The organism is Krasilnikovia sp. MM14-A1259 (assembly GCF_047159535.1).
Lineage (GTDB): Bacteria > Actinomycetota > Actinomycetes > Mycobacteriales > Micromonosporaceae > Actinoplanes.
Window position 1 is genome coordinate 3,457,897 of record NZ_BAAGAJ010000002.1, and the last position, 26,486, is coordinate 3,484,382.

Genomic DNA, 26,486 nt, shown 5'->3' on the forward strand with positions numbered 1-26,486 from the left:
GTCAGTCCTCGCGCAGGTCAGTCCTCGCGCAGGTCGACGAGGCTGCCGCGGGACGAACCGATCGCGGCCTCGACCGCGGACAGCAGCTCGGCGTCCACCGAGGAGTCGACGGTCAGTGCCATCAGCGCCTCCCCGCCGGCCTCCCGGCGGGCGACCTGCATGGCCGCGATGTTGACCCCGGCCGCGCCCAGGGTCGAGCCGATCGCGCCGACCACGCCGGGGCGGTCCGCGTACCGGAAGAACAGGAGCACCCCCTCGGGGCTCAGCTCCAGGTCGAAACCGTCCACGGCGGTGAGCCGGCGGTATTCGCGGGTGCCGGTCACCGTCACCGTGCCCGTGACGCTCACGGTGCGCCCGTCCGGCATGGCCCCGCGTACGGTCACCAGGTTGTGGTGGTCGCAGTCCGTTTCGTCGGCGATCAACTGGACGTCAACCCCGCGGTCCGCGGCCAGCTTGGGCGCGTTGACGTAGGTGACCTGCTCCTCCACCACCGCGAAGAACAGCCCCTTGGTGGCCGCGAGTTTGAGCACCGACAGGTCGTGGGACACGATCTCGCCGCACACCTCGACGGTCACGTTGGCCGCCACACCGCCCGCCACGGCGGTGAAGACCTTGCCCAGCTTCTCGGCGAGCGCCAGCAACGGCCGGACGTCCTCGTCCACCACGCCGCCCGCCTGCACGTTGACCGCGTCGGGCACGAACTCGCCCTGCAGGGCAAGTTTCACGCTGCGCGCGACGGCCAGCCCGGCCTTGTCCTGCGCCTCCACCGTGGACGCGCCCAGGTGCGGGGTGACCACCACGTTCTCGAACGCGAACAGGGGCGACGCGGTGAGCGGCTCGGTCGTGAACACGTCCAGCCCCGCACCGGCCACCCGGCCCTCGGCCAGCGCGGCCGCCAGCGCGTGCTCGTCGACGAGGCCGCCGCGGGCCGCGTTGACGATGCGTACTCCGGGCTTGACCACGGCCAGTTCCTTCTCGCCGATCAGGCCTACGGTCTCCGGCGTACGCGGCAGGTGGATGGAAATGAAATCGCTCTCCCGCAGCAGCTCGTCGAGCCCCACCAGGCGCACCCCGAGCTGTGCCGCCCGGGCCGGCTGGATGTACGGGTCGTACGCGATCAGCCGGGTCCCGAACGCGGCCATCCGCTGCGCGAACAGCACGCCGATGCGGCCCATCCCGACCACCCCGACGGTCTTGCCCTGGACCTCGACCCCGGTGAACCGGGCGCGCTTCCACTCGCCGTGCTTGAGCGACGCGCTGGCGCTGGCGGTGTGTCGCGCCACCGCCAGCAGCAGCGCGATGGCCTGCTCCGCGGCCGAGACGATGTTCGAGGTGGGTGCGTTGACCACCATCACCCCGCGGGCGGTCGCGGCGGGCACGTCCACGTTGTCCAGTCCGACGCCGGCCCGGGCCACGACGGTGAGCCGGGGCGCGGCGGCGATCGCCGCGGCGTCGAGGCGGGTCGCGCTGCGCACGATCACCGCATCCGCGTCGGCCAGGCCCGCGAGCAGTGCCGCCCGGTCCGTCCCGTCGACGTGGCGGACATCGAAGTCGGTGGCCAGCACGTCGATGGCGGCTGGGGCGAGTTCCTCGGCGATCAGAACGACGGGAGTCATGCGTCTCCATCGGGCTCGCGGGCCGTCGGCAACCGGCCTTTTCGCGATCGTATGCAGACGTCCGGCGTGGACACGGTGTCATCCCAAAGTGACCGTCGTCACAGGTTCGTAACGATGAACGCGAAACGCCCGGCCGCACGCGGCGGCCGGGCGTTTCGCGGAACGGATTCTCAGGCGGTCTCGGTGATCGGCCGGTCCACCCAGCTCATCATGCCGCGCAGCTTCTTGCCGGTCACCTCGATCGGGTGCTCCGCGCCCTGCTCGCGGTACTTCTTCAGCTCCGGAGCGCCGGCCTCGTCGTCGGCGATGAGGCGGCGGGTGAACTCGCCCGACTGAATGTCGGCGAGGATCCGCTTCATCTCCTGCTTGGTCTCCGCGTTGATCACGCGCGGGCCGGAGACGTAGTCACCGAACTCGGCGGTGTCCGAGACGCTGTACCGCATCCGGGAGATGCCGCCCTCGTACATGAGGTCAACGATCAGCTTGAGCTCGTGCAGGCACTCGAAGTACGCGATCTCCGGGGCGTAACCCGCCTCGGTGAGCACCTCGAACCCGGTCTGGACCAACGCGGCCGTACCGCCGCACAGCACCGCCTGCTCGCCGAACAGGTCGGTCTCGGTCTCCTCCTTGAACGTGGTCTTGATGACCCCGGCCCGGGTGCCGCCGATCGCCTTCGCGTACGACAGCGCGAGCGCCAGCGCGCCGCCCGTGGCGTCCTGCTCCACCGCGACCAGGGCGGGCACGCCCTTGCCGTCGGAGTACTGGCGGCGCACCAGGTGGCCCGGGCCCTTGGGGGCGACCATCGCCACGTCCACGTCGGCCGGCGGCTGGATCAGGCCGAAGCGGATGTTGAGGCCGTGGCCGAAGAACAGGGCCTTGCCGGCGGTCAGGTTCGGCGCGATCGACTCGGTGTAGATCTTGCGCTGGGCGGTGTCGGGGGCCAGCAGCATGATCACGTCGGCCCAGGCGGAGGCCTCGGCCGGGGTGAGCACCTTCAGCCCCTGCTCCTCGGCCTTCGCCCGGCTCTTGGAGCCCTCCTGCAGGCCGACCACCACGTCGACGCCGGAGTCGCGCAGCGACAGCGAGTGCGCGTGGCCCTGGCTGCCGTACCCGATGACGGCCACCTTGCGTCCGGTGATGATGGACAGGTCGGCGTCGCCGTCGTAGAACACCTCAGCGGTCATGACTTCCTCTCAATGACATGTGTCGACGTGCCGCAACGGCACGGTGAAACTGCGGCGCCGGTGCCGCACGGACTTCTCATGCGGCGCGTAACGCCGGGCCGGTGGTGATGGACCGGGAACCACGCCCGATGGCGACCATGCCTGACTGCACCATCTCCTTGATGCCGAACGGCTCCAGATCACGCAGGAGAGCTTCCAGCTTGTCGGCCGTGCCGGTCGCCTCGATCGTGAGGGTGTCCTGCGCGACGTCGATCACCCGCGCCCGGAACAGGTCGACCGTCTCCATGACCTGCCCGCGCACCGAACGGTCCGCACGCACCTTGACCAGCAGCAGCTCACGCTGCACCGACTGGTTCGGGTCCAGCTCGACGATCTTCAGTACGTTGACCAGCTTGTTGAGCTGCTTGGTCACCTGCTCCAGGGGTGAGGAGTCGGCGTTGACCACGATCGTGATCCGGGAGACGTCCGGATTCTCGGTCTCCCCCACCGCGAGCGAGTGAATGTTGAAGCTGCGCCGCGAGAACAGGCCCGACACCCGGGCCAGCACGCCGGGCTTGTTCTCCACGAGCACGGAGAGCGTGTGCATGGTCATGGCTATCCCTACAGGTCGTCGTCGTCGAAGTTCGGGCGCACGTCCCGGGCGAACATGATCTCGTCGTTGCTGGTGCCGGCAGCCACCATGGGCCACACCATGGCGTCCTTGCCGACCGTGAAGTCGATGACCACCGGAGCGTCGTCGATCTCCATCGCGGCCTTGATGACCTTGTCCACATCGTCCTTGGTCTCGCAGCGCAGGCCGATGCAGCCCAGCGCCTCGGCCAGCTTCACGAAGTCCGGGATGCGGTGCTTGTGCGTGCCCAGCTCGGTGTTGGAGTACCGGCCCTCGTAGAACAGGGTCTGCCACTGGCGGACCATGCCCAGGTTGCCGTTGTTGATGACCGCCACCTTGATCGGGATGCCCTCCAGCGCGCACGTGGCCAGCTCCTGATTGGTCATCTGGAAGCAGCCGTCGCCGTCGATCGCCCACACCGCGGTCTGCGGCTTGCCGACCTTCGCGCCCATCGCGGCGGGCACCGCGTACCCCATGGTCCCGGCGCCGCCCGAGTTGAGCCAGGTGCCCGGCTTCTCGTACGAGATGAACTGCGACGCCCACATCTGGTGCTGGCCGACCCCGGCCACGTAGATCGCCTCCGGGCCGACCAGCGCGCCGATCCGCTCGATGACGTACTGCGGGGCGAGCGTGCCGTCGGTCGGCTCGTCGTAGCCCAGCGGGTAGCGCTTGCGCAGGTCGTCGAGCTGCCCCCACCACGCCTCGTACGACGCGGTGCCGCCCGAGGAGCCGGAGACCGCCGCGATCAGCTCGTCGATGACGTGCCGGGCGTCGCCCACGATCGGGACGTCCGCGTGCCGGTTCTTGCCGATCTCGGCGGGGTCGATGTCCGCGTGGACCACTTTGGCGTCCGGCGCGAACGAGTCCAGCTTGCCGGTGACCCGGTCGTCGAAGCGGGCGCCGAGCGTGACCAGCAGGTCCGCCTTCTGCAACGCGTACACCGCGGGGACCGTGCCGTGCATGCCGGGCATGCCCAGGTGCTGGGGGTGCGAGTCCGGGAACGCGCCGATCCCCATTAGCGTGGTCACCACCGGAATGCCGGTGAGCTCCGCCAGTTTGCGCAGCCCGTCCGTGGCGTTGGCCTTGAGGACGCCGCCGCCCACGTACAGCACCGGGCGCTTGGCGGCCGCGATCAGGCGGGCCGCCTCCCGGATCTGCTTGCCGTGCGGGTGCAACGTGGGCCGGTAGCCGGGCAGGTCCAGGGTGGGCGGCCAGGAGAACGTGGTGTGCGCCTGCAGCACGTCCTTCGGAATGTCGACCAGCACCGGGCCCGGGCGGCCGGTGGCGGCCAGGTGGAACGCCTCGGCCAGCACGCGCGGGATCTCCTCGGCGGCCTGCACCAGGAAGTTGTGCTTCGTGATCGGCAGGGTGATGCCCTGGATGTCCGCCTCCTGGAAGGCGTCCGTGCCGATCGCGGGGCGCGGCACCTGACCGGTGATCGCGACGACCGGCACCGAGTCCATGTACGCGTCCGCGATCGGGGTCACCAGGTTCGTGGCGCCGGGCCCGCTGGTCGCGACGCAGACGCCGACCTTGCCGGTGGCCTGCGCGTACCCGGTGGCGGCGTGACCCGCTCCCTGCTCGTGGCGGACCAGGATGTGCCGCACCTTCGAGTCGAACAGCGGGTCGTACGCCGGCAGGATCGCCCCGCCCGGGATGCCGAACGCCACTTCGACCCCGAGCGCCTCGAGCGACCGCACGAGCGAACCGGCCCCCGTCGTCGGGGTCGGCGGCACCGCGGCTACCGCCGGGGTCCCGACGGCCGCGGCGACCGTGGCCGGGGTGGCGGCGTGCGAACGGTTGGCGAGCGTCTCTGGCGTGGGTCTCGTCATGGTGATCAGACCTTCGTTCGGTGATGCGTCGGTGGCTGCGCAGACTGCTGCGCCGGTCCGGAAGTTGCGTGTTTCGCCCAACAAAAAAGGCCCTCGTGCACCGCGTGCACGGGACCTCTGCGCGCTATCCCCGCCGGTTAGGCGTGAGAGACAGCGCGCTCACGTAAGTACTCGGGAAGACCAGCACTTCGACATGCCGTCAAGCCTGCCCGATCTCATGCGCTGAGTCAACTGATCCCACATCCTGGTCACCCGGCGGGGCGGCGAACGCCGGATCCGTCGGCAGCAGCGCTCTGACCTGCCGAACCCCGGGCCCGAGCATGATCACCTGACTGCGCGCCGGACCGCCCGGAGCCGCGGCCGCCGTCCGCGGGGCGGGAGCCGGGCGGACCGCGCCGGAGCGCAACGTACGCAGCTGAGCCTCCAGATGCTCCGCGGGCACCCCCCACCCGAACAGCGAACCCTGCCCCAGCCGGCAGCCCGCCTCCTCCACCACCGCGCGCTGCGCCGGGGTGCCGATGCCCTCGGCCAGTACTTCGAGGCCCAGCCGATGACCGAGCCGGACCACCACGTCGACGAGCGGGGCCGCGGTGCCCGTCCGGGACTCCGGCTCCGCCACCAGCGCGTGGTCGATCTTGAGGATGTCGACCGGGAGATTGCGGAGCTGCCCCAGCGACGAATACCCCGCACCGAAGTCGTCCAGCGCGATCCGCACCCCGGTCGCCCGCAGCTCCCCGAGGCGGGCGATCAGCTCGTCCATGTCCGTCGCCACCGCGTGCTCGGTGACCTCCAGCACCAGCCGCTGGGCCGGTACGCCGAACTCCTCCAAGGCGTCGGCCACCTGGCCCGGGTAATCCGCGGCGTGCAGCTCCTTGGGCGACATGTTCACCGAGACCCACACGTCGTGGCCCCCGGTCAGCCATTGGGCCAGCTGCCGGCACGACTGCTGCAGCACCCAGGCGCCCAGCCGGTTGATCAGGCCGGACTCCTCGGCCACCGGGATGAACTCGTCCGGCCGCACCGACCCCAGCTCCGGGTGGTACCAGCGCAGCAGCGCCTCGGCGCCCACGATGCGCATCGACGGCAGCGCCACCACCGGCTGGAACACCAGCCGCAGCTGGTCCCGGGCGATCGCGTGGCGCAGCTCGCTCTCCAGCAGGCTGTGCCGCCGAAGCAGCTCGTCGTAGCGCTTCTGGTAGCGCTCGACGCGGTTCTTGCCGCGCTGTTTGGCGTAGCGCAGCGCCAGGTCGGCATCGCGCATCAGGGCCCCGGTGTCACCCGGCCCGGGACGCCCGGCCACCCCCACGCTCGCCGACAGGAACACCGAGGCGTCACCCACCTCGTACGGCTCCCCCAGCACGGCCAGCAGCCGTTTCGCCGCGAGCATCGCCTCGTCCGGCGTGGCGGTCATCAGCACCGCGAACTCGTCGCCGCCGAGCCGGGCGGCCACGTCGCCGGGCAGCAGGTTCGCCCGTAGTCGCACGCCCACCTGGGCCAGCACGTCGTCGCCGACGTCGTGGCCGCGCATGTCGTTGACGTTCTTGAAACCGTCCAGATCGATGCCGATCAGCACCCGGGGGCGCCCGCTCACCTCCTGCTCGCGCAGCGCCCGCAGCAGTCCGCGCCGGTTCGCCAGCCCGGTCAGCGGGTCGGTGTGCGCCAGCTCCCGGAAATGCGCCTCCCGCTGGCGCAGCTGCAGCGTGTACCGCTTCACGTCGACCAGCGCCAGATACTGCCGGGCGACCAGCGCGAACCCCTCGACGCTCGCGGCGGCCAGCCCGTACGCGCTGACCTTGCCGCCGTTGCCGTAGTGCCAGGCCGCGGACCCGACCATGCCCAGCATCGGCACGAACGCATACGCCGTACCCCGCTGGGTCACGTCGCCCGTGACCAGCACCGGACGGTCCGCCACCTTCACCGCGCGGGCGACCACGAGCAGGCCGACCGGCAACGTCAGCGCGGCCAGCAACATCACCGGGCTGGAGGCCCGGCAGATGCCGAACGAGATCCCGGTCGCCGCCACGGCCACCACGGTCACCCCGGCCGCCGCCCACACCGTGACCGTCCGCGGCCGGTACGCGTGCATGCCCAGCACGACGGTCAACCCGAACGCCACCATCGCGACACTCGCGGGCAGCACCAGCGCCAGGCACCCGTACGGCGTGTGGTCGCCGAGGATCCGGGTGGGCCGCATGACCAGCACCCAGCCGACGAAGCAGCCCGCCGCGGAGATGACCAGCCCGTCGAGCAGGTGGCGCAGCGCCGCCCCCGGGCTCTCCGCGGCGCCCGGCAGCACCAGCGTGCCGGTCAGCAGGATCAGCGTGCCCAGCGCCATGCCCACCGCGACGGCCTGGCCGAGCGTCTGCCGGTGGTGTTGCGCCACCGCGTGCGGCAGCAGCAGCGCACTGAGCATCCCGGCCAGCGCGGCGGCCGTCACCACCGCGCCCCCGAGCGCCAGCAGCAGGTGGGCGCGGCGCGGCGCCCCGGTGTGCCGGCGGCCGGACTCGCCCAGCAACGCCACGGCCGGGACCGCGACCAGTAGGCTCGCCAGCCCGGCCAGCTCCACGCCGGACGGTGAGTGCACGGGACTACTCTGCCGGAAAATCGGCCGCCGCGGGGGCTCGCGTGCCGGTTGGTTTCGCACCGGAACGGAGTTTTGTCGTCCCGCGCTGTGGACCGGCAGCTCCCGGCCGCTGCCCGGGTGTCACCGGCGGTGGCAGACTGAGGTCATGCCTGAGCTGCGCTCCCGGACCTCGACCCACGGTCGGACGATGGCCGGCGCGCGCGCCCTGTGGCGCGCCACCGGCATGACCGACGACGACTTCGGCAAGCCGATCGTCGCGATCGCCAACAGCTTCACCCAGTTCGTACCCGGCCACGTGCACCTCAAGGACCTCGGCGGCCTGGTCGCCGGGGCGGTCGCGCAGGCGGGCGGCGTCGGGCGGGAGTTCAACACGATCGCCGTGGACGACGGCATCGCCATGGGCCACGGCGGGATGCTCTACTCGCTGCCGAGCCGGGAGCTGATCGCCGACGCGGTCGAGTACATGGTCAACGCGCACTGCGCGGACGCTCTGGTCTGCATCTCGAACTGCGACAAGATCACCCCGGGCATGCTGCTGGCCGCGCTGCGGCTCAACATCCCGACGGTGTTCGTCTCGGGCGGCCCGATGGAGGCCGGCAAGACGATCGCCATCGAGGGCATCGTGCACGAGAAGCTGGATCTGATCGACGCGATGGCTGCCAGCGCCAACGACAAGGTCACCGACGAGCAGCTGGACACGATCGAGCGTTCCGCGTGCCCGACCTGCGGCTCCTGCTCGGGCATGTTCACCGCGAACTCGATGAACTGCCTTACCGAGGCGATCGGCCTGGCGCTGCCGGGCAACGGCTCGACGCTGGCCACCCACGCGGCCCGCAAGGCGCTGTTCGAGCGGGCGGGCGCGCTGATCGTCGACCTGGCAAAGCAGTACTACGAGGGCGACGACGCCTCCGTGCTGCCCCGCGCCATCGCCAGCCGGGCGGCGTTCGAGAACGCGGTCGCCCTGGACGTGGCGATGGGCGGCTCCACCAACACGGTGCTGCACCTGCTGGCCGCGGCCCGCGAGGCCCAGCTCGACTTCGGTGTAGCCGACATCGACGCGATCTCGCGCCGGGTGCCCTGCCTGTCCAAGGTCGCCCCGAACAGCCCGAAGTACCACATGGAGGACGTACACCGGGCGGGCGGCATCCCCGCACTGCTGGGCGAGCTGCACCGCGGCGGCGCACTGCGTACCGACGTGCGCGCGGTGCACTCCCCCGACCTGCAGACCTGGCTGGACGCGTGGGACATCCGCGGCGCCGGCCCGTCCGCCGAGGCGATCGAGCTGTTCCACGCCGCCCCGGGCGGGGTCCGCACCACGCAGCCGTTCTCCACCACCAACCGGTGGGCGACGCTGGACACGGACGCGGCCGAGGGCTGCATCCGGTCGGTGGAGCACGCGTACACCGCCGACGGCGGGCTGGCGATCCTGTTCGGCAACCTCGCCCCGGACGGGTGCGTCGTGAAGACCGCCGGGGTCGCCGAGGAGCTGTGGAAGTTCACCGGCCCGGCACGCGTCTACGAGTCGCAGGACGCGGCCGTCGACGGCATCCTCGGCAAGCAGGTCGTCGAGGGCGACGTCGTGGTGATCCGCTACGAGGGCCCACGGGGCGGTCCCGGCATGCAGGAGATGCTGTACCCGACGTCGTTCCTCAAGGGCCGCGGCCTGGGCAAGGCGTGCGCGCTCATCACGGACGGGCGGTTCTCCGGCGGCACCTCGGGACTGTCCATCGGGCATGTCTCCCCGGAGGCCGCGGCCGGTGGCCTGATCGCGCTGGTGCGGACCGGCGACGAGATCACCATCGACATCCCCGGCCGGTCCATCACGCTCAACGTCACCGACGAGGAACTGGACCGCCGCCGCGCGGAGCAGCAGGGCCGGGCGAAGCCGTACACGCCGGTCGACCGGGAGCGGCCGGTCTCGGCGGCGCTGCGCGCCTACGCCTCGATGGCCACCTCGGCCAGCGACGGCGCCTACCGCCTCGTCCCTGAGTAGATCAAAAGCTTCATTGAGGTACGGCGCACCCCGCGACAACCGCAAACGCCACCGCCCGCAGCGCCGACAACCGGGCGGGTGACCGATCGAACCGATTCGGCCACCCGCCCGGTGTGACATGCCGAGGCACCGTCACGGGGGTACCGCTACCTCGACCCACACCAGGTACCCACGCCTGGGATCTTGGAAACCCCTGATGGATTTCGGGAGCGGAACATCCGGCATTGATCTTGCGACCGAGGTGGCAGGCGCGTGGCATTGCCTCGCGCGGCATCGGGCACGTCGATCAGAGGTCGTTGACGCAGCGCAGCACGGGTCGGGTGGTAAGCGCGTCCCGACCCAGCCCGGATGCACCGGACACGGTGAAGGCGACCGACTCACCGGGCAGCAGGGTGAGACCCAGATCGTCGACCTCGGCGGCCGGGTCCAGCCGGTCCGGGAAGAGCATCAGGTCACGCAGGATCGTCCGTGCCGTCACGGCCACTGTGGTGACGCCGTCTGCAGTGGACACCTCGGTGTCATAGCGGGCGGCGGGCCACGCGATGTCCTTGTCCTCGGCGAAGAACCACACGGCGCGGGAGGCTACGGGCAGGCGGTTCCGCGCGACACCGACGGACGAGAATTCCTGGCTCGCGACAGCTGCCGCTGGCCCGCGGGCGGCGTCCGCGCCGGGCGGCGTGCGGGCATCGTCGCCGACGTGCGGCACGCGGGAACTGTCGGCAACGAGTGCCACGTGGGCCGCCTCCGCCACGAGTAGTTCCTGGGTCGGGTCGTCGGGGGTCGCCAGCTCGGTCGGCAGGGCGATGGACACCGCAGTGCCGGGGGCAACCGTTGCATTGAGGGCGGTCCGGGCACGTGACTCGCCCGTCAGGGCGCGACGGCTCACGGTCGCGGACAGCGGCCACGGTTCGCGGCCGTCGTTGACCGCGATCAGCGCGAGCCCGCCGTCGCGCGGCTGAATGGTCAGCAGCCGGTCCGCGAACGCGCGGCGCAGCGCGTACCAGAGGGGTTTGCGGCGGCCGTCGCCGTCGATCGCGGCCCACGAGGTCACCGGCCAGCAGTCGTTGAGCTGCCACACGACCGCGCCCATGCACCACGGGCGCAGCGACCGGAAATGCTCGATGCCGCAGGTGATCGCGCGGGCCTGGTTCAGCTGCGTGAGGTAGTGCCAGTCGTCGAAGCCGCGCGGCGCGGGCAGGTGCGCGGCGAGCGCCGTACGCAGTTTGGCGTCCCCGTCTGCGGCCTTCTGGTGGTGGGCCATGCCGGGCGAGTCCGGCGCGAGCGGGTCGTCCGAGATCGCCCGGCGCAGCGTGGCGTACGTCGGCGGTGCCTGGAACCCGAACTCGGCGACGAACCTCGGCCGGTACTGCCGGAACTTCGTGTAGTCGTCGGTGTTCCACACGTCCCAGATGTGCATCGTGCCGTGGCCGGGATCGTTGGGGTGCAGATCGCGCCGCCCCGAGTACGGGCTGCCCGGCCAGTACGGCCGGGTCGGGTCGAGTTCCGCGGCGATGCGGGGCAGCACGTCGAAGTAGTAGCGGGCACCCCACGTGCGCTCGCCCAGCTCCTCCGGCCACCCCCAGTCCGCATGTCCCCACAGGTTCTCGTTGTTGCCGGTCCACAGCGCCAGGCTGGGATGGGCGGCGAGCCGCACGACGTGCTCGCCGGCCTCCGCCTCCACCTCGGTGGCGAACGGCTCCTCCTCCGGGTACGCCGCGCAGGCGAACAGGAAGTCCTGCCCGATCAGCAGCCCGAGCGCGTCGGCGAGCTCGTAGAAGTCCTCGGACTCGTACCGCCCGCCGCCCCAGACCCGTACGTAGTTGACCCCGGCGTCGGCCGCCTGCCGCAGCCGGGTGGCGAGCCGGTCGCGGGTGATCCGGGTGACAAGCGCGTCGTCGGGGATCCAGTTGACGCCCCGGGCGAACACCGGCACCCCGTTGACGACCAGGGTGTGCGCGCCGCCGTCGGTGTCGAGCCGCACCGTACGGAATCCGATGCGGCGCGACCACGTGTCCAGCGTTCCGGAGCCGTCGGACAGGGTCACGTCGAGCTCGTACAGTGGCTGGTCGCCGTACCCGATGGGCCACCAGAGGCCGGGGTCGGGGACCGTGAGGGTCAGGACGGCCTCGCGCCCGGCGATCCGAGCGCTGGTCTCGCGGCTGGCCGCGGCCGCGCGGACCGTGACCGGGGTGTCCCCGTCGCGCTCCAGCCGGACGTGGACCTCCACCCGGCCGACGCCGTCGGCGACGGTGACCTGCGGGCGAACCTGGGCGAGCCGGGCCGTGCGCCAGCGGTGCAGCCCGATGTCCTGCCAGATCCCGGCGGTGACCAGGGTCGGCCCCCAGTCCCAACCGAAGTTGCAGGCCATCTTTCGGATGAAGGCGAACGGCTCCGGGTACGCGCACGGCCGGTTGCCGATCCGCTGCTGCTGCGCCCGGGCGTAGGTGTACGGGGAACCGAACCGGATCCGCAGCCGGTTCTGCCCCGCGCGCAACGCCGCCCGGACGTCGAAGCGGTAGCCGCGGTGCATGTTCGCGGTACGCCCGACCTCGACGTCGTTGACGGTGACCGTGGCGATCGTGTCCAACCCGGCACAGACCAGGTCGACGCGGCCCGGCGAGGGCCCGGCGGCGAACACCGTCTCGTACGTCCAGTCCGTGTGGCCGATCCAGGCCAGGTCGCGCTCGTTGGCGTCCCGGAACGGGTCGGCGATCACACCGGCGGCCAGCAGGTCGGTGTGCACGCAGCCCGGCACGGTGGCCGGGACCGCGCGCACGTGAGCGCCGCTGACGGTCCACCCGTCGTGCAGCGTCGTCCAGTTCGTCACGACTTGACCGCGCCTTCCATGATTCCCCGCACGATCTGGCGCCCCCCGATCAGCAACAGCACCAGCAGCGGGACGGTGGCCACGAACGCACCCGCGAGCACCCGGCGGTAGATGACGTAGTTCCCGCTGGCCAGATCGGACAGCGCCACCATCGAGGTGGGGTAGTCGGTGCCGTTGAGCGTGATCAGCGGCCATTGGAAGTCGTTCCAGGTGGCCACGAACGTCAGCAGCCCGAGGACCGCCAGGGCCGGGCGGATCGCGGGCAGCACGATGCTCCAGTAGACCCGCAGCGTGAGCGCGCCGTCGATGCGGGCGGACTCGACGAGTTCGTCCGGCACCGCGTGCACGATGAACTGCCGCATGTAGAACACCCCGAACGCGGTGACCAGGCCCGGGGCGATGACCGCGAGCAGGGTGCCGTTCCAGCCCAGCTTGCCCATGAGGATGTAGAGGGCGACCACGCCGAGCTGGTTGGGGACTGTCAGGGTCAGGATCACCACGACCATCATGGCGTCGCGTCCGCGGAAACGCAGCTTGGCGAACGCGAACCCGGCCAGCGAGCAGAAGAACAGCACCGACGCGGTGACCACGGACGACACCAGGACGCTGTTGACGAGCGAGGCGGTGAAGTAGACGTCCTGCAGCGTGAAGACCTCCCGCAGGTTGGTCATGAGCTCATTACCGGGGAGCACGGCCGGCGGCACCCGGGCCACCGCGTCGTCCGAGCTGCTGGCGATGACGAACATCCAGTACAGCGGGAACGCCGAGATCGCGATGACCGCGACCAGCGCGAGATACGTACGCCAGGTGCCGGCGGTGTCCTGGGGTGCCCTGGTCACCGGCGTCCACCTCCGATCCGGTTGGTGAGCAGGGCGTTGAGCCCGGCCACGACGAGGATGATGAGGAACAGGGCCCACGACATCGCCGCCGCGTACCCGAGGTTGAGGTCCTTCCAGCCGACCTTGTAGATCAGTTGCGCGATGGTCTGCCACTGGCCGTCGGAGCCGCCGGACGCCGCGGCCGGGTTGTCGTCGAACAGCATGGGCTCGTTGAACAGCTGCAGACCCCCGATCGTGGAAAGCACCACGGTGAAGATCACGACCGGTTGGATCATCGGTACGGTGATCCGCCACAGCTGCCGCCACGAGCTCGCGCCGTCGACCGCGGCTGCCTCGTAGACGTCCTTGGGGATGGACTGCATCGCGGACAGGTAGAGCAGCGCGTTGTAGCCGATCCATTTCCAGTTGACCATCGTGGCGATGGCGATCCAGGAACTCCATTTCGCGGCCCGCCAGTCGAGCGGCTGATCCTGGCCGAAGCCGGTCACCGAGAGCAGCCAGTTCGCCAGGCCGTTGTCGCGGGCGAAGACGACCGCGAACACCAGCGTGGACGCGGCGACCGGGGTCACGTACGGCAGCAGCACCCCGACTCGCCACCACGTGTTGGCGCGCAGGCGGCGGTTCAGCAGGTTCGCGATCGTCAGGGCCAGCAGCAGTTGCGGCACGGTGGCCAGCACGAAGATGCCGAACGTGTTGCCCAGCGCGTTCCAGAAGTCCTCGTCGTGCAGCAGCTTGGCGAAGTTCGCCCAACCGGCCCAGCCGGTGAGGCCGGGGTCGTCGAGCCGCCAGTGGCGCAGCGCGACGACCCCGTTGAACACGATCGGGAACAGCCCGAACACCGCGAACAGCACAAAGAACGGAGCGATCAGCAGGTACGGCGTGCGCGTGGTGTCGAACCGGTACAGCCGGTTGCGCCAGCCGGTCAAGAATTCGCCACCTTCTGAGCCTCCTTGACCGCCTCCGCCCACGCCTTGTCCGGGGCGAGGGAGCCCTGCTGGACCCGGGTGATGACGTTCTCGACCGCGACCCGGGTGGGCCCGTTCTTCTTGCCCAGATACTGCGGTTTCAGGTTCGCCGCGGTAGCGGCGAAGATCTGGCCGGTGGGGGCGTTGCTCATGAACTCCTTGTGGTAGTTCAGCACCGCGGGGTCGGCGTACAGCGCGGGCTGCGAGGGCAGGTTCCCGACGGTCTTGAAGACCTCGATCTGCTGCTGCGGCTGGATCATCCACTCGACGAACTTGTACGCCTCGTCGGTGTGCTTGCCCTGTTTCGGGATGGTCCACCAGGAGCCGCCCCAGTTCCCGCCGCCGCCGGGGATCGCGGCGATGTCCCACTTGCCCTTCTGGTCGGGCGCGGTGTCCTGGATGTGGCCGATCATCCACGCGGGACAGGCGAGCACCGCGAACTGGTCCTTCTTGAAACCGGTGTCCCAGTTCGGCTGGAAGCTGGCGAGGTTGGCGGAGAGCCCGGCTTGGATCGCCTGCATGCTGACGTCGAACGCGACCTTGGGGCCGCCGTCCATCCGCAACGCCTCGCTCGTGTCGTAGAAGCCTTGCGGTTGCTGGGCGAGCACGGGGTTGAACATGTTGGTGCCGGAGTCGACGAACTTCTTGCCGGTGGCGGCGACGTACTTCTTGCCGACCGTGATGAAGTCGGCCCATGTGGGCCACAGCTTGGAGACCGCGTCGCGGTCGGTGGGCAGGCCCGCCTTGGCGAACAGGTCCGAGCGGTAGCACATGGCCAGGCCGCCGACGTCCGTACCGAGGCCGATCTGCTTGCCGTCCGCGGACAGCGACTGCTGCCACTTCCACGGCAGGTACTTGGACTCGTAGGCGCCCGCGCCCTTGTCGAGCAGGTTGACGAACTGGTCGGCCTGGCTGCGGAACTGGACGATGAAGCCCTCGTCGATCGCGGAGATGTCCGGGGCGCCGTCGCCGGCGACGAGCTTCTTCTGCAGGTCCTCGTGCTGGGCGTTGTACTCGCCCGAGTTGAGGACGATCTTGATGTTGGGATGGGCGGCCTCGTACTGCGCCTTGAGTTTGTCGAGGCCCATGTCGCCCCAGAAGTTGACCTTGAGGGTGACGGTGCCCGAGCCGCTCTTGTCGCCGCCGCCCTCCAGGCTCTGCCCGCTGCAACCGGCGATTGCCAAGGTGCCGGCCAGACCGGCGGCGAGCAGCCCCCGCCCTCGGCTTCCGAACCGTTTCATTTGCTCCTCCACCCAGGGAAGTGTCGCGAGAACATCACTGAACCGGATAAGTTGCGGTGAACGTATGCCCGCCTCTCACCCCTGTCAATACGGTGTTACGGCTTCGTGTCCGTCAGGGAATTCAGGCTGTGGGAGCGCTCCCGAAATCTCCGCAAGTGACAGGAAGGCCGTGGTCTGCAACACTTAACCGATCAAGTCCGGTGGTGTTGGACAGCAAGCGCCGCCGCCACCGCCGTGCCCGCTGCCGGGCCACGGTCCGTGCCGTCGGCCTCCCCGGTTCAGCTCGTCGGGCGGACAGGCTGGGTTAGCGTTCAGTCGGTGCCCGCGGCACGCGTCAATCGCCGACGTCGGCACCGGACCGGTGGGCGTCGGGACGTCCGGGCCGCCGGGGGCGCAGCCGGCGCCGCACCCCGCATCCCAGCGGCTCGAAGAGAGGCAGCGCCCAGTGAAGCGGCCGACCATCGCGGACATCGCGAAACGTGCAGGGGTGTCCAAAGGAGCCGTGTCGTACGCGCTCAACGGCCAGCCCGGCGTGTCCGAGGCGACCCGGCAACGCATCGTCGCCATCGCCCAGGAGATGGGATTCAGCCCGCACAGCGCCGCCCGGGCCCTGTCCGGCGCCAGCGCCAAGGCGGTCGGGCTCACCCTGTGCCGGCCCGCGCGCATCCTCGGCATCGAACCGTTCTTCATGGGCCTGATCAGCGGCTTCGAGGCGGAGCTGGCGGCCCGCTCGTACGCGCTGACGCTGCAGGTCGTCGCCACACCCGAACAGGAGACCGAGGTGTACCGCCGGTGGTGGGGCGAACGCCGCGTCGACGGCGTGTTCGTCACCGACCTGCGGGAACAGGACGTCCGCATCCCGGTCCTGCAACAACTGCAACTCCCGGCCGTGGTCATCGGCGGCCCCGGCGACACCGGCGCACTCCCCCAGCTGTGGTCGGACGACGCCGGCGCGGTCACCGAGGCGGTCCGGTACCTGATGGCGCTCGGGCACCGCCGCATCGCCCGGGTCGGCGGGCTGCCCGGCCTGCTGCACACGCAGAGCCGAACCCGCGCGTTCACGGAGATCTGCGCGTCGCTCGGTCTCGACGAGGCCGTCACGGTCTCCTCGGACTACACCGGCGAGGAAGGCGGCCGGGCCACCCGGCGCCTGCTCATCACCGCGGAACGACCCACGGCGATCATCTACGACAACGACGTGATGGCGGTGGCAGGCCTGGCTGTGGCGCAGGAGATGGGATTGTCCGTACCCGCCGATATGTCCATCGTGGCCTGGGACGACTCACCACTGTGCTCGCTGGTGCACCCCCCGCTGACCGCGCTCAGCCGCGACATCGCCGCCTACGGCGCACACGCCGCCCGGCTCCTGCTCGCGGCCATCGCCGGCGAACCGGTCGCCAACGTCGAAGAAGGCACCGCCCACCTGACCCCACGCGGAAGCACCGCACCACCGCGCGAACGCTGAGCGCGGTGCGGACCGCACGCGCTCAGGTGCGGTGCGTCTCCAGGTACGCCTCCATGCGTTCCGCCGGGGCCGGACGGGCCACCGCGAACCCCTGCCCGTAGTGGCAGCCCGCGTGGCGGGCCCGCTCGACGTGCTCCCGGGTCTCCAGGCCCTTGGCCACGATCTCCAGGCCGAGCCGGCGCCCGAGACTGACCACCACGTCCAGAACCGCGGGGCCCGTGGGGGGCCCGTCCGTCGGGCTCAGCAGCGCGCGGTCCAGCTTCAGCATGTCGACCGGCAGCCGGCGCAAGTGGGCGAGCGACGCCTGGCCCCCGCCGAAGTCGTCCAGCGCGGCCCGTACGCCGAGACGCCGCAGCCCGGTCAGGGACGCCACGATGGCCGGCACGTCCTCCGCGATCCAGGTCTCCGCCACCTCGACGACCAGCCGTTCCGGAGGGAGGTCGTACCGTTCCAGAGTGGACTCGACACGCTCCGGGAACCGGGCGGTGAGCAGCTCGCGTGGCGCCACGTTCACCGACAGCCAGCAGTCGTCGCCGGCCGCGGCCCACGTCGCCAGGTGACCGCACGCCGCGTCCAGCACCCACTCGTCGAGCTCGGCCGCGATCCCCACCGCACGGGCGATCGGCAACAGCTCGGCCGGCAGGATCGTGCCCAGCCTGGGGTGCCGCCAGCGCAGCAGCGCCTCGACCCCGGCCGGCTGCCCGTCGCGCAGGCTCACCGCGGGCTGGTACACCACGTCCAGCTCGCCCCGGTCGGCCGCGCCGAGCAGTTCACGTTCCAGCTCCATGCGGCGGTGCATCTGGATCTCGACGTCGGTGTCGTACCACTCGACCCGGTCCTGGCCGAGCTGGCGGGAACGCTTACGGGCGAGATCGGCGTGGCGCAGCACCTCCTCCGAGTCGGCGCCTCCGGCCAGCTCGGCCAGCCCCACACTTGTGTGCAGCTCCACGATCGACCCGGGCAGCTGAAACGGCTCCATGAGCAGCGTGACGAGCCGCGACGCCAGCGCGTACGCCAGGACCGCGCCATCCGGGGTGAGCACCGCGAACTCGTCGCCGCCGAGCCGAGCCGGGACATCCGCATCGCCGAGCAGTCCGCGGATCCGCCGCCCGACCTCGATGAGCACGGCGTCGCCGGTCTCCCGGCCCCGCGCATCGTTGATTTCGGCGAGCCCGTGCAGGTCGATGACGACCAGTGTGCCGTGCCGGCCGGGACGGCGCCGGAACTCGAGCAGGTCGCGCATCAGCGCCCGCCGGTTCGCCAGCCCGGTGAGTTGATCGGTGTAGGACAGCCGGTGCAGCGTGCGCTCCAGGTGGCGGCGTTCACCGACGTCGCGGACGTGCACCACCAGCGCCGCCACCTCCGGCACGCCGCGCTGATCCGCGACCGTGGACTCGGTGTCGCGCCACATCCCGTGGCCGTCGCGCAGCCGCGCGTTCACCAGCGCCGGCGGCGCATCCGCATGCTCGCCGGCCAGCACGGAACCGATGACCGAGTGCGCATCGGCGACGTCGTCGGCGTGGATCAGATCGCTGAACCGGCGGCCCACCACCTCGGCGTCGGAAAGCCCGAACAGCCGCGCCGCCGCGGGCGACTGCCACCGGATCAGCAGGCGCTCGTCGAGCACCAGCGTGAGATCGGTGGCGCCCGCGACCAGGGAACGGAAATGAGCCTCCTTAGTCCTGAGCTGGCCCGCATACCGCCGGATGTCGCTGACCACCAGCACCTCGCGGGCGGTCAGCACCGCCACCATGGCAATACCCAGCAGGACCGCGATCGTGTCGAAGTGGCCGACCGTGAGCAGGTGGTACAGCGCGGCCACCACCCCCACCCCGGCGGGCACGGCGAGCAGCGGGTACCCGGAGAGATACTGCTCGGGCTCGCGCGGTTCGGCCGGCGGGGCGGCCTCGCTGCGCCGGGCACCGCCATCGGCCACCAGGCCCAGGCCGGCGATGAGGAACAGGCCGAGCAGCGGCAGGGCCGCTGCGGTCAGCCCGAAGGAACGGAGGTTGACCACGCCGCACAGCGCCGTGAGCACGAGGATCGCGCCGGCCCCGCAGCGCAGGGCCGCGCGGCGGTGCGCCCCGGCCCGCAACACCACCACCACGATCATGGCGACGCCGGCCGTGGTGATCAGGGTGGCCGGCACCGTGGCCGCGGGCGCCCCGCTGGTGGGCGGAATCAGCCAGGCGGCGAAGCCGAGACTGATGCCCAGGCCCAGCCCCTCGAAGGCCCTGCGCAACCGGACCGACCAGGTGGTGGCCCCGCCGGGCAGCAGCATCACGCCCAGCACGAAGAACAGGGCGGCCAGGCCCAGGCCGGTCGTACCGAGCCCGGTCGCGGCCCAGCCGGGCGAACTCCATCCCGTCGCATCCACGCCCGCCGCGCTCACGCCCGTGATGTCGAGGCCGGGCAGGGCCAGGGCGGACGCGCTCGTCACGCCGGGGGCGGGCGGGCCGAACGCGAGCAGTATCACGGTCACACCGGTCGCGAGCGCACCCATGCCGATGAAACCCGCGCCCCGGCAGGCCGCGTACGTGCCCGTGTCATGGTGGATGGCCAGCGCAGCGCGCACCAGCATCGCCGTGGCCCACAGGGCGACACCGCCCGCGCCGAGCGCCAGCGCCACCGGCGGCGACAGGGCACCGACCACACTGGACAGTACGACCAGCGCACCCGCCACGGGCACAACGGCGGGCCTGGCCCAGGAAAGGCTCCCGGGACGGGCGCGTGCGGGGGGCGGCACTGCCACGACGGCGGATCCTCTGCGGTCGGATCGGAGGGGGTCGGCGGGTCGCTCCGGCGCAGCCACTGCGCCTCACACTCGGCAACGAGCGGCCCGCCGTTCGGGTTACGGGCCGGTAGAAATCCTGCGCATGTTCGGATAGTCGACTATGGACCAACCGTGGTCAATGCACCGACCGGCGTGTTACCTCGTCCGTGCGGACGATCCGTGCCGCAACGCCCGCACCACCGGCCACGGAGGGGAGGATCTGGATCTCCGCACCGGGCGGCACCGGGGTGTCCAGGCCGCCGGAACGGCGGCAGTCCTCGCCGTCCACGTAGACGTTGACGTAGCGGCGCAGGGCGCCGCTCTCGTCGCGGACGCGGCGCGCCAGCCGGGGCCAGCGCGCGTCGAGCTCGTCCAGGACCGCGCGCAGCGAGCCGTCGGCGGCCACGTCGAGATGGGCGGCACCGCCGGCGTCCGCCCGCAGGACCCCGGGCACCCGCACGGTCGGCATCAGATCGTCACCGCCCGCACGCAGAGCACGTCCGGCAGGTGGGAGGCGACCGACGACCAGCTCTCGCCCTCATCCGGGCTCGCGAAGACCTCGCCGGACCGGGTGCCGAAGTAGACGCCCGCGGGGTCGCCGTCGTCGACGCTCATCGCGTCGCGCAGCACGACCGGGTAGAACGGGCCCTCCGGCAGGCCCCGCTCGAACGGCTGCCACGTGTCGCCCGCGTCGGTCGTACGGAAGACCCGGCAGCGCAGGTCGACCGGATGCCGCTCCCGGTCGCTGGTGAGCGGGAAGTTCCACGCCACCTCGGGGCGACTGGGGTGCGCCACGATGGGGAAGCCGAAGTCGGACGGCAGAGTGTCCGCGATGGACTGCCAGCTCGCCCCGTCGTCGGTGGAGCGGTACACGCCGTGATGGTTCTGCGCGTACAGACGGTCGGGGTCGGCAGCGTCGCGCGCCACCTTGTGCACGCACTGGCCGAACTCGGGCCACGGGTCGGGGAAGAAGTACGCCTTGATACCCGAGTTGGACGCCGACCAGGAGGCGCCCCCGTCGGCGGAGCGGTACACCCCGCCGGTGCTCATCGCGATCAGCACCCGCTGCGGGTCGGTCGGGTGCGGCAGGATCGTGTGGATCGCCTGCCCCCCGAAGCCCGCGCCCCACTGCGGCCGGTGCGGGTGGTCCCACAACGGGCGCACCAGCTCGTACGTTTGGCCGCCGTCGGTGGAACGGAACAGCGCGGACGGCTGGGTGCCCGCATACACGACCCCGGGCTCGGCCGGGCCGGCCGGGGCGATCTGCCAGATCCGCTCGACGGCGACCTCCGTGTCGGCCGGGAAGGCCAGCGGGGCGGTGTCCGGCTCCTGCCACGTCTCGCCGAGGTCGTCGCTGATCACGACGCTCGGGCCGAAGTGTGAGTTGTCGACCCCGACGAGCAGGCGCGCGGTGGCGGGTCGGCGGTCGATGCTGACCGCATAGATGGCCTGGCCGAAGAAGTGCGCCGGGCCGACCCGCCAGCGCCGGCGGTCGTCGCTGGTGGCGAGGAACAGGCCCTTGAGCGTCCCGATGGCGAGCATTGTGGTCATCTGCACACACCTCTTTGTCTGTGCTGTCCTGACGTTGCCGAATCCGGCAGCGGCTCGGGCGCCGGCACCGGGGTGAGCTGCTTCACACTTACCCGAACTGCGACAGTATGCGCGGGCCCTCCGACAATTCCGCACTTCACGAGGATGCGAGGATGACTCCGTGAGCTCCAAGCCCGTGCTGCGTGTGCGTAAACCCGGTGCGCTGGTGGTCGCCGCGGTGATCGCGTTCGTGGGCACCGTCCCGCTGGCGGGCGCCCGGTGGCTGCTGGCACCCCTGCTGCTGGTCCCGCTCGCGGTGGTGGTGTGGGCCTGGCGGGCCGGAACGGACGTCTACCCCGACCGGCTGCGCGTGCGCGCTTTGCTCGGCGCGGTCACCGTGCCGTGGGACCAGGTCACCGAGCTCGTCCCGGACGCGCGCGGCCGGGTCTCCGCCCGGCTCGCCGACGGCACGGCGATTCGCCTGACCGGTGTCAACCGGACCGACCTGCCCGCGGTCGTGGCCGCCGCCGGGCACGAGATCAGCGCCCCGCCGAAATCCGAGTGACCGGCGGCGGTCCGCGGCCGGATCGGGGCGACGGAGGTGTCAGGGTCCGCCGCTACCCTGGTCTGGTGGACGAGGAGCTTGCGTGATCCCGCACCACCGACGTTCAGCCGCCCGGCGGGCCGGTGCCGCGCCGACGGCCCTGATGGCCGTGCTGGTCCTCGCAGCCGCGTGCAGCTTCGGGCCGCCGGACCCCGACGAGGCCGGCCGGCCGCCCAACCTGCCGCCACCGTCAGCCCCGGCCAGCAGTGACCCGGGGGGCGGCCAGGAGGTCGCGGTCACCGTGCTGGCCAAGAACCTGGAGGTCCCGTGGGGCATGGCGTTCCTGCCCGACGGCGCGGCCCTGGTGACGGAGCGGGACACCGCCCGCATCCTGCGCGTCGGCCCGGACACGGATGCCGACGGGCTCAAGGTGACCGAGGTGCAACGGCTGTCCGAGGTCGAGCCGGGCGGCGACGCCGGCCTGCTCGGCATCGCGGTCTCCCCGCAGTACAAGGCGGACAAGACGGTGTTCGTGTACTACACGACGGCCACGGACAACCGGGTCGCGAAGCTGACCCTCGGCGGCAAGCCGCAGCCGATCCTCACCGGCATCCCCCGCTCGCCGGACGACAACGGCGGCCAGATCGCGTTCGGCCCCGACGGCTTCCTGTATGTGGGCACCGGCGACGCCACCCCCGGCCGCCAGGCGCAGGATCCGAAGAGTCTCGGCGGCAAGATCCTGCGGATCACGACGGACGGCAGGCCCGCCCCGGGCAACCCGGCGAAGGACTCCCTGGTCTGGTCGTCCGGTCACCGCAACGTGCGGGGCCTGGCCTGGGATTCCGGCAAGCGGCTGTACGCCAGCGAGTCCGGCCAGAAGACGTACGGCGAGCTCAACCTGATCCAGAAGGGCAAGAACTACGGGTGGGGCAAGGTCGAGGGCAGTGCCTCCGACCCGGCGTACGCCGACCCGCTGGTGAGCTGGCCGGTCGCGGAGTCGAACTGCGCGGGCGTGGCGGTCCTGGAGCACATGATCGCCTCGGCGTGCCTGCTCGGTAAGCGCCTCTGGCTGGTCGACACGACCGGCAACGGCACCCTGCTCGGGCAGCCGCAGGCCCTGCTCACGGGTGCGTACGGCCGCCTGCGCGCCCTGACCGCCGCCCCGGACGGGTCGCTGTGGGTCGCCACCTCGAACCAGGAGGACGGCGGCGACCCGGGCCCGGACGACGACCGCATCATCCGGCTTGTCTTTGCCGACGGCGGCGCTGGTCGAAGTTAACCGTGACGACTGTTTGGTACGCGACCCCCCGGGACACGGTGAGCCGTAAATGACCTCCCTCCGAGACCTCTCGCGGTCTGTCCGGTCCGCCACCTCGCGCGTGCTGGGCACCGTGTGGGGCCGGCGTGTCCGGATCGGTGCCGGGGTGGTCCTGGTCGCCCTGGTCGGCGCCACCGTCGGCACGATGCTGCTCGCGCAGACGCACATCGACGTGGGCCCGTTCCGGGCGGAGATGTCGATCAGTCCCTCGTTCACGGGCGGCACGGAGATCGACATCCCGCCTCTGGGGTCGCTGCATCTCGACAGCCACGACGGCCCCATCCATCTCAAGGTCAACCTCGGCTCGCTGGATCAGAACCGCACCGAGGCCCTCATCGACGACCCGACCGCCCTCACCGTGACCGGCAAGCGCGCGGTGGACGAGGTGACCGCGGGTGTCCTGCGCCTGGGGTTGCGGGCGCTGGGCGCCGCCCTGGCCGGGGCGATGCTGCTCGCCGCCGTGATCTTCCGCGACTTCCGCCGGATCGCGTGGGCGGGGGTCACCGCCCTCGCGGTGACCGGTGGCAGTCTCGGCCTGGCGATCGGCACGGTCCGCCGGGACTCGATCGCCGAACCCCGCTACGAGGGACTGCTGGTCAACGCGCCGGCGGTGGTGGGTGACGCGCGGCGCATCGCGGACAACTACGGCCGGTACGCCGACCAGCTCCAGCAACTCGTCAGCAACGTCAGCCGCATCTACACCACGGTCTCCAGCCTGCCGGTGTACGCCCCGGAGGCGAACACGACGCGCATCCTGCACGTCTCCGACCTGCACCTGAACCCGTCGTCGTGGGGCCTGATCCGCACCGTGGTCAAGCAGTGGAACATCGACGCGGTGATCGACACCGGCGACATCGTCGACTGGGGCAGCAGCCCGGAGACGTCGTACGTGTCGGCGATCGGGCAGATCGGCGTGCCGTACATCTACGTGCGGGGCAACCACGACTCGACCGCGATCCAGGCGGCGGTGGCCCGGCAGCACAACGCGAAGGTGCTGGACAACTCGATCATCACGGTGGACGGCGTGACCATCGCCGGCATCGGCGACCCCGAGTTCACCCCGGACAAGTCCGAGACCCCGCCCGCAGCCGACGGCTCCACCCAGTCGCCGTTGCTGGTCAGCGGTGACCGGCTGGCCACCACGATCCGGGGCTCCGAGACGAAGGTGAACGTCGCACTCGTACACGACCCGGCGATGGCGCCGCCGCTGTCCGGCGTCGTGCCGCTGGTCCTGGCCGGGCACAAGCACCAGCGCCAGGTGAGCATGCTGCCCGCGCCGACCCCTGCGCCGACCGCCGCGGCGACGATCGGCGCGTCGGCACCACCGAGCGCCTCAGCCGCCGCGACACAGGCGCCGGTGCCGACGCGGCTGATGGTGCAGGGCTCCACCGGTGGCGCCGGGCTGCGCGGGCTGGAGCACGAGCAGCCGACCCCGCTGACCCTGTCGGTGCTCTACTTCGACGAGCACCACGACCTGAAGGCGTACGACGACATCCAGCTCGGCGGCACCGGCCAGTCCAACGTGACCGTGCAGCGCAACGTCATCGGCGGCCCGCAGCCCACCACGAGCTCGACGATCGGCCGCGCGACCAGCCCGGCGGTCAGCACGTCCCCGCGCTGATCGCGGCGGGCCTCACGGCGGAGGGGCGGCGGCTCAGCCCTCGACGCCGAGGCGGGCCAGGATCAGCTCCCGCACGGTCTTGGCGTCGGCCTGGCCGCGGGTCGTCTTCATGACCGCGCCGACCAGCGCGCCCGCCGCGGCCACCTTGCCGTCGCGGATCTTGGCGGCGACGTCCGGGTTCGCGGCGATGGCCTCGTCCACCGCGGCGGTCAGCGCGCCGGTGTCGGACACCACCTCGAGGCCGCGGGCGGTCATGACCGCGGCGGGGTCACCCTCGCCCGCCACGACCCCTTCCAGCACCGTACGAGCCAGCTTGTCGTTGAGCTTGCCGTCGTCCACCAGCGCCTGCAGCTGCGCCACCTGCGCCGGGGTGGCCCCGACCGCGGACAGCTCGACACCGGTCTCGTTCGCCCGGCGGGCCAGCTCACCCATCCACCACTTGCGGGCGCCCGCGGGGGTGGCCCCGGCCGCGATGGTCTCCGCGATCAGGTCCACCGCTCCCGCGTTGACCACGGCCTGCATCTCCAGCTCGGCGATGCCCCAGTCCTCGCGCAGCCGGGCGCGCCGGACGCTGGGCTTCTCCGGCAGGGCGGCCTTCAGCTCTGCGACCCAGGCCGGGTCGGGCGCGATCGGCACCAGGTCGGGCTCGGGGAAGTACCGGTAGTCGGTCGCGGTCTCCTTGGAGCGGCCGGACGTGGTGTCGCCGGTGTCCTCGTGGAAGTGCCGCGTCTCCTGGGTGATCGTGCCGCCGCTGTCGAGCACCCCGGCCTGACGGATGATCTCCGACCGGACGGCCCGCTCCACCGAGCGCAGCGAGTTGACGTTCTTGGTCTCGGTACGCGTGCCCCACTCCTCGCCGGGGCGGTTCAGCGAGGTGTTCACGTCGCAGCGCAGCGAGCCCTGCTCCATGCGCACATCCGAGACGCCCAGCGAACGGATGATGTCGCGCAGCTCCGTCACGTACGCCCGGGCCACCTCGGGCGCCCTGGCGCCGATCCCCGGCACCGGCTTGGTGACGATCTCCACCAGCGGGATGCCGGCCCGGTTGTAGTCGACCAGCGACTCGGTGGCCCCGTGGATGCGCCCGGTGGCGCCGCCGACGTGCAGCGTCTTGCCGGTGTCCTCCTCCAGGTGGACCCGCTCGATGCCGATGCGCACCGTCTCGCCGTCGATCTCCACGTCGACCCAGCCGTCCGTGCACAGGGGCTCGTCGTACTGGCTGGTCTGGAAGTTCTTCGGCATGTCGGGGTAGAAGTAGTTCTTCCGGGCCATCCGGCACCAGGTGGCGATCGAGCAGTTCAGCGCGAGGCCGATGCGGATCGTGGCCTCGATGCCGAGCCGGTTGGCGACCGGCAGGGCGCCGGGCAGGGCCAGGCAGACCGGGCAGACCTGGGTGTTGGGCTCCGCGCCGAAGGTCGTGGGGCAGCCGCAGAACATCTTCGTCCGGGTGCCCAGCTCGACGTGGGTCTCCAGGCCGATGACCGGCTCGTACCGGCCGAGGGCATCGGAGAACGAGGGCAGCGCGATGGTGGTCATGCGGTGAG

At 71.3% G+C, this 26,486-nt stretch carries 18 protein-coding genes; 5 read left to right on the plus strand and 13 right to left on the minus strand.

The window, feature by feature from the left end; genetic code table 11:
* Positions 1 to 17: 17 nt before the first annotated feature.
* From serA to ACMCNK_RS15435, 5 genes are all read right to left on the minus strand, one after another.
* Positions 18 to 1,616 (minus strand): phosphoglycerate dehydrogenase, encoded by a 1,599-nt coding sequence (gene serA / locus ACMCNK_RS15415; RefSeq protein WP_412737096.1) that lies wholly within the window; start codon positions 1,614 to 1,616, stop codon positions 18 to 20.
* Between the two features lie 170 nt (positions 1,617 to 1,786).
* Complete coding sequence (gene ilvC / locus ACMCNK_RS15420) at positions 1,787 to 2,800, minus strand: ketol-acid reductoisomerase (protein ID WP_412737097.1); 1,014 nt, start codon at positions 2,798 to 2,800, stop codon at positions 1,787 to 1,789.
* A gap of 76 nt (positions 2,801 to 2,876) precedes the next feature.
* A complete protein-coding gene (gene ilvN / locus ACMCNK_RS15425; RefSeq protein WP_412737098.1) occupies positions 2,877 to 3,392 on the minus strand; it encodes an acetolactate synthase small subunit in 516 nt (171 codons plus the stop codon).
* An 8-nt stretch (positions 3,393 to 3,400) separates the two neighbouring features.
* Complete coding sequence (locus ACMCNK_RS15430; protein ID WP_412737099.1) at positions 3,401 to 5,242, minus strand: acetolactate synthase large subunit; 1,842 nt, start codon at positions 5,240 to 5,242, stop codon at positions 3,401 to 3,403.
* Between the two features lie 199 nt (positions 5,243 to 5,441).
* A complete protein-coding gene (locus ACMCNK_RS15435) occupies positions 5,442 to 7,826 on the minus strand; it encodes a putative bifunctional diguanylate cyclase/phosphodiesterase (RefSeq protein WP_412737100.1) in 2,385 nt (794 codons plus the stop codon).
* A 145-nt stretch (positions 7,827 to 7,971) separates the two neighbouring features.
* On the opposite strand from ACMCNK_RS15435, the gene ilvD reads away from it, so the two are divergent.
* Positions 7,972 to 9,819 (plus strand): dihydroxy-acid dehydratase, encoded by a 1,848-nt coding sequence (gene ilvD / locus ACMCNK_RS15440; protein WP_412737101.1) that lies wholly within the window; start codon positions 7,972 to 7,974, stop codon positions 9,817 to 9,819.
* Between the two features lie 286 nt (positions 9,820 to 10,105).
* On the opposite strand, the gene ACMCNK_RS15445 is transcribed toward ilvD, so the two are convergent.
* The 4 genes from ACMCNK_RS15445 to ACMCNK_RS15460 are packed head-to-tail and all read right to left on the minus strand — an operon-like array spanning position 10,106 to position 15,691.
* A complete protein-coding gene (locus ACMCNK_RS15445; protein WP_412737102.1) occupies positions 10,106 to 12,646 on the minus strand; it encodes a glycoside hydrolase family 2 protein in 2,541 nt (846 codons plus the stop codon).
* The gene (locus ACMCNK_RS15450) at positions 12,643 to 13,485 is read right to left on the minus strand and encodes a carbohydrate ABC transporter permease (RefSeq protein WP_412737103.1); all 843 of its coding nucleotides are present in this window, start codon (positions 13,483 to 13,485) and stop codon (positions 12,643 to 12,645) included. The genes ACMCNK_RS15445 and ACMCNK_RS15450 overlap by 4 nt, the downstream gene beginning before the upstream one ends.
* Positions 13,482 to 14,411: a carbohydrate ABC transporter permease gene (locus ACMCNK_RS15455; protein WP_412737104.1), complete on the minus strand. Its 930-nt coding sequence runs from the start codon at positions 14,409 to 14,411 to the stop codon at positions 13,482 to 13,484. Before ACMCNK_RS15455 ends, ACMCNK_RS15450 begins: the two co-directional genes overlap by 4 nt.
* The gene (locus ACMCNK_RS15460; RefSeq protein ID WP_412737105.1) at positions 14,408 to 15,691 is read right to left on the minus strand and encodes an extracellular solute-binding protein; all 1,284 of its coding nucleotides are present in this window, start codon (positions 15,689 to 15,691) and stop codon (positions 14,408 to 14,410) included. The genes ACMCNK_RS15455 and ACMCNK_RS15460 overlap by 4 nt, the downstream gene beginning before the upstream one ends.
* Before the next feature lie 445 nt (positions 15,692 to 16,136).
* Here ACMCNK_RS15460 and ACMCNK_RS15465 point away from each other — a divergent pair, with 445 nt between their 5' ends.
* Complete coding sequence (locus ACMCNK_RS15465) at positions 16,137 to 17,156, plus strand: LacI family DNA-binding transcriptional regulator (RefSeq protein WP_412737106.1); 1,020 nt, start codon at positions 16,137 to 16,139, stop codon at positions 17,154 to 17,156.
* 22 nt (positions 17,157 to 17,178) lie between these two features.
* Here the strand turns inward: ACMCNK_RS15465 and ACMCNK_RS15470 are convergent, their stop codons facing one another.
* From ACMCNK_RS15470 to ACMCNK_RS15480, 3 genes are all read right to left on the minus strand, one after another.
* Positions 17,179 to 19,839 carry a putative bifunctional diguanylate cyclase/phosphodiesterase gene (locus tag ACMCNK_RS15470; RefSeq protein ID WP_412737107.1) on the minus strand — a complete coding sequence of 887 codons (2,661 nt, stop codon included), beginning with the start codon at positions 19,837 to 19,839 and terminating at the stop codon, positions 17,179 to 17,181.
* A gap of 226 nt (positions 19,840 to 20,065) precedes the next feature.
* Positions 20,066 to 20,398 carry a MoaD/ThiS family protein gene (locus ACMCNK_RS15475; protein WP_412737108.1) on the minus strand — a complete coding sequence of 111 codons (333 nt, stop codon included), beginning with the start codon at positions 20,396 to 20,398 and terminating at the stop codon, positions 20,066 to 20,068.
* Positions 20,398 to 21,480 (minus strand): WD40/YVTN/BNR-like repeat-containing protein, encoded by a 1,083-nt coding sequence (locus ACMCNK_RS15480; RefSeq protein ID WP_412737109.1) that lies wholly within the window; start codon positions 21,478 to 21,480, stop codon positions 20,398 to 20,400. Before ACMCNK_RS15480 ends, ACMCNK_RS15475 begins: the two co-directional genes overlap by 1 nt.
* A 160-nt stretch (positions 21,481 to 21,640) precedes the next feature.
* Here ACMCNK_RS15480 and ACMCNK_RS15485 point away from each other — a divergent pair, with 160 nt between their 5' ends.
* The 3 genes from ACMCNK_RS15485 to ACMCNK_RS15495 all read left to right on the plus strand — a co-directional run bounded on the left by ACMCNK_RS15485 (position 21,641) and on the right by ACMCNK_RS15495 (position 24,942).
* Positions 21,641 to 22,024: a PH domain-containing protein gene (locus ACMCNK_RS15485; protein ID WP_412737110.1), complete on the plus strand. Its 384-nt coding sequence runs from the start codon at positions 21,641 to 21,643 to the stop codon at positions 22,022 to 22,024.
* 142 nt (positions 22,025 to 22,166) lie between these two features.
* Complete coding sequence (locus ACMCNK_RS15490; RefSeq protein ID WP_412740868.1) at positions 22,167 to 23,282, plus strand: PQQ-dependent sugar dehydrogenase; 1,116 nt, start codon at positions 22,167 to 22,169, stop codon at positions 23,280 to 23,282.
* A 49-nt stretch (positions 23,283 to 23,331) separates the two neighbouring features.
* A complete protein-coding gene (locus ACMCNK_RS15495; protein WP_412737111.1) occupies positions 23,332 to 24,942 on the plus strand; it encodes a metallophosphoesterase family protein in 1,611 nt (536 codons plus the stop codon).
* A 33-nt stretch (positions 24,943 to 24,975) separates the two neighbouring features.
* Here ACMCNK_RS15495 and gatB read toward each other — a convergent pair whose 3' ends face one another.
* Positions 24,976 to 26,478 (minus strand): Asp-tRNA(Asn)/Glu-tRNA(Gln) amidotransferase subunit GatB, encoded by a 1,503-nt coding sequence (gene gatB / locus ACMCNK_RS15500; protein WP_412737112.1) that lies wholly within the window; start codon positions 26,476 to 26,478, stop codon positions 24,976 to 24,978.
* Positions 26,479 to 26,486: the final 8 nt, after the last annotated feature.

What these genes read in the sequence shown, in the direction of transcription:
- ACMCNK_RS15475 (WP_412737108.1), bottom strand. Translation starts at nt 20,398, where the DNA reads ATGCCGACCGTGCGGGTGCCCGGGGTCCTGCGGGCGGACGCCGGCGGT.
- serA (WP_412737096.1), bottom strand. Translation starts at nt 1,616, where the DNA reads ATGACTCCCGTCGTTCTGATCGCCGAGGAACTCGCCCCAGCCGCCATC.
- ilvN (WP_412737098.1), bottom strand. Translation starts at nt 3,392, where the DNA reads ATGACCATGCACACGCTCTCCGTGCTCGTGGAGAACAAGCCCGGCGTG.
- ilvD (WP_412737101.1), top strand. Translation starts at nt 7,972, where the DNA reads ATGCCTGAGCTGCGCTCCCGGACCTCGACCCACGGTCGGACGATGGCC.
- ACMCNK_RS15490 (WP_412740868.1), top strand. Translation starts at nt 22,167, where the DNA reads ATGGCCGTGCTGGTCCTCGCAGCCGCGTGCAGCTTCGGGCCGCCGGAC.
- ACMCNK_RS15480 (WP_412737109.1), bottom strand. Translation starts at nt 21,480, where the DNA reads ATGACCACAATGCTCGCCATCGGGACGCTCAAGGGCCTGTTCCTCGCC.
- ilvC (WP_412737097.1), bottom strand. Translation starts at nt 2,800, where the DNA reads ATGACCGCTGAGGTGTTCTACGACGGCGACGCCGACCTGTCCATCATC.
- ACMCNK_RS15495 (WP_412737111.1), top strand. Translation starts at nt 23,332, where the DNA reads ATGACCTCCCTCCGAGACCTCTCGCGGTCTGTCCGGTCCGCCACCTCG.
- gatB (WP_412737112.1), bottom strand. Translation starts at nt 26,478, where the DNA reads ATGACCACCATCGCGCTGCCCTCGTTCTCCGATGCCCTCGGCCGGTAC.
- ACMCNK_RS15460 (WP_412737105.1), bottom strand. Translation starts at nt 15,691, where the DNA reads ATGAAACGGTTCGGAAGCCGAGGGCGGGGGCTGCTCGCCGCCGGTCTG.
- ACMCNK_RS15430 (WP_412737099.1), bottom strand. Translation starts at nt 5,242, where the DNA reads ATGACGAGACCCACGCCAGAGACGCTCGCCAACCGTTCGCACGCCGCC.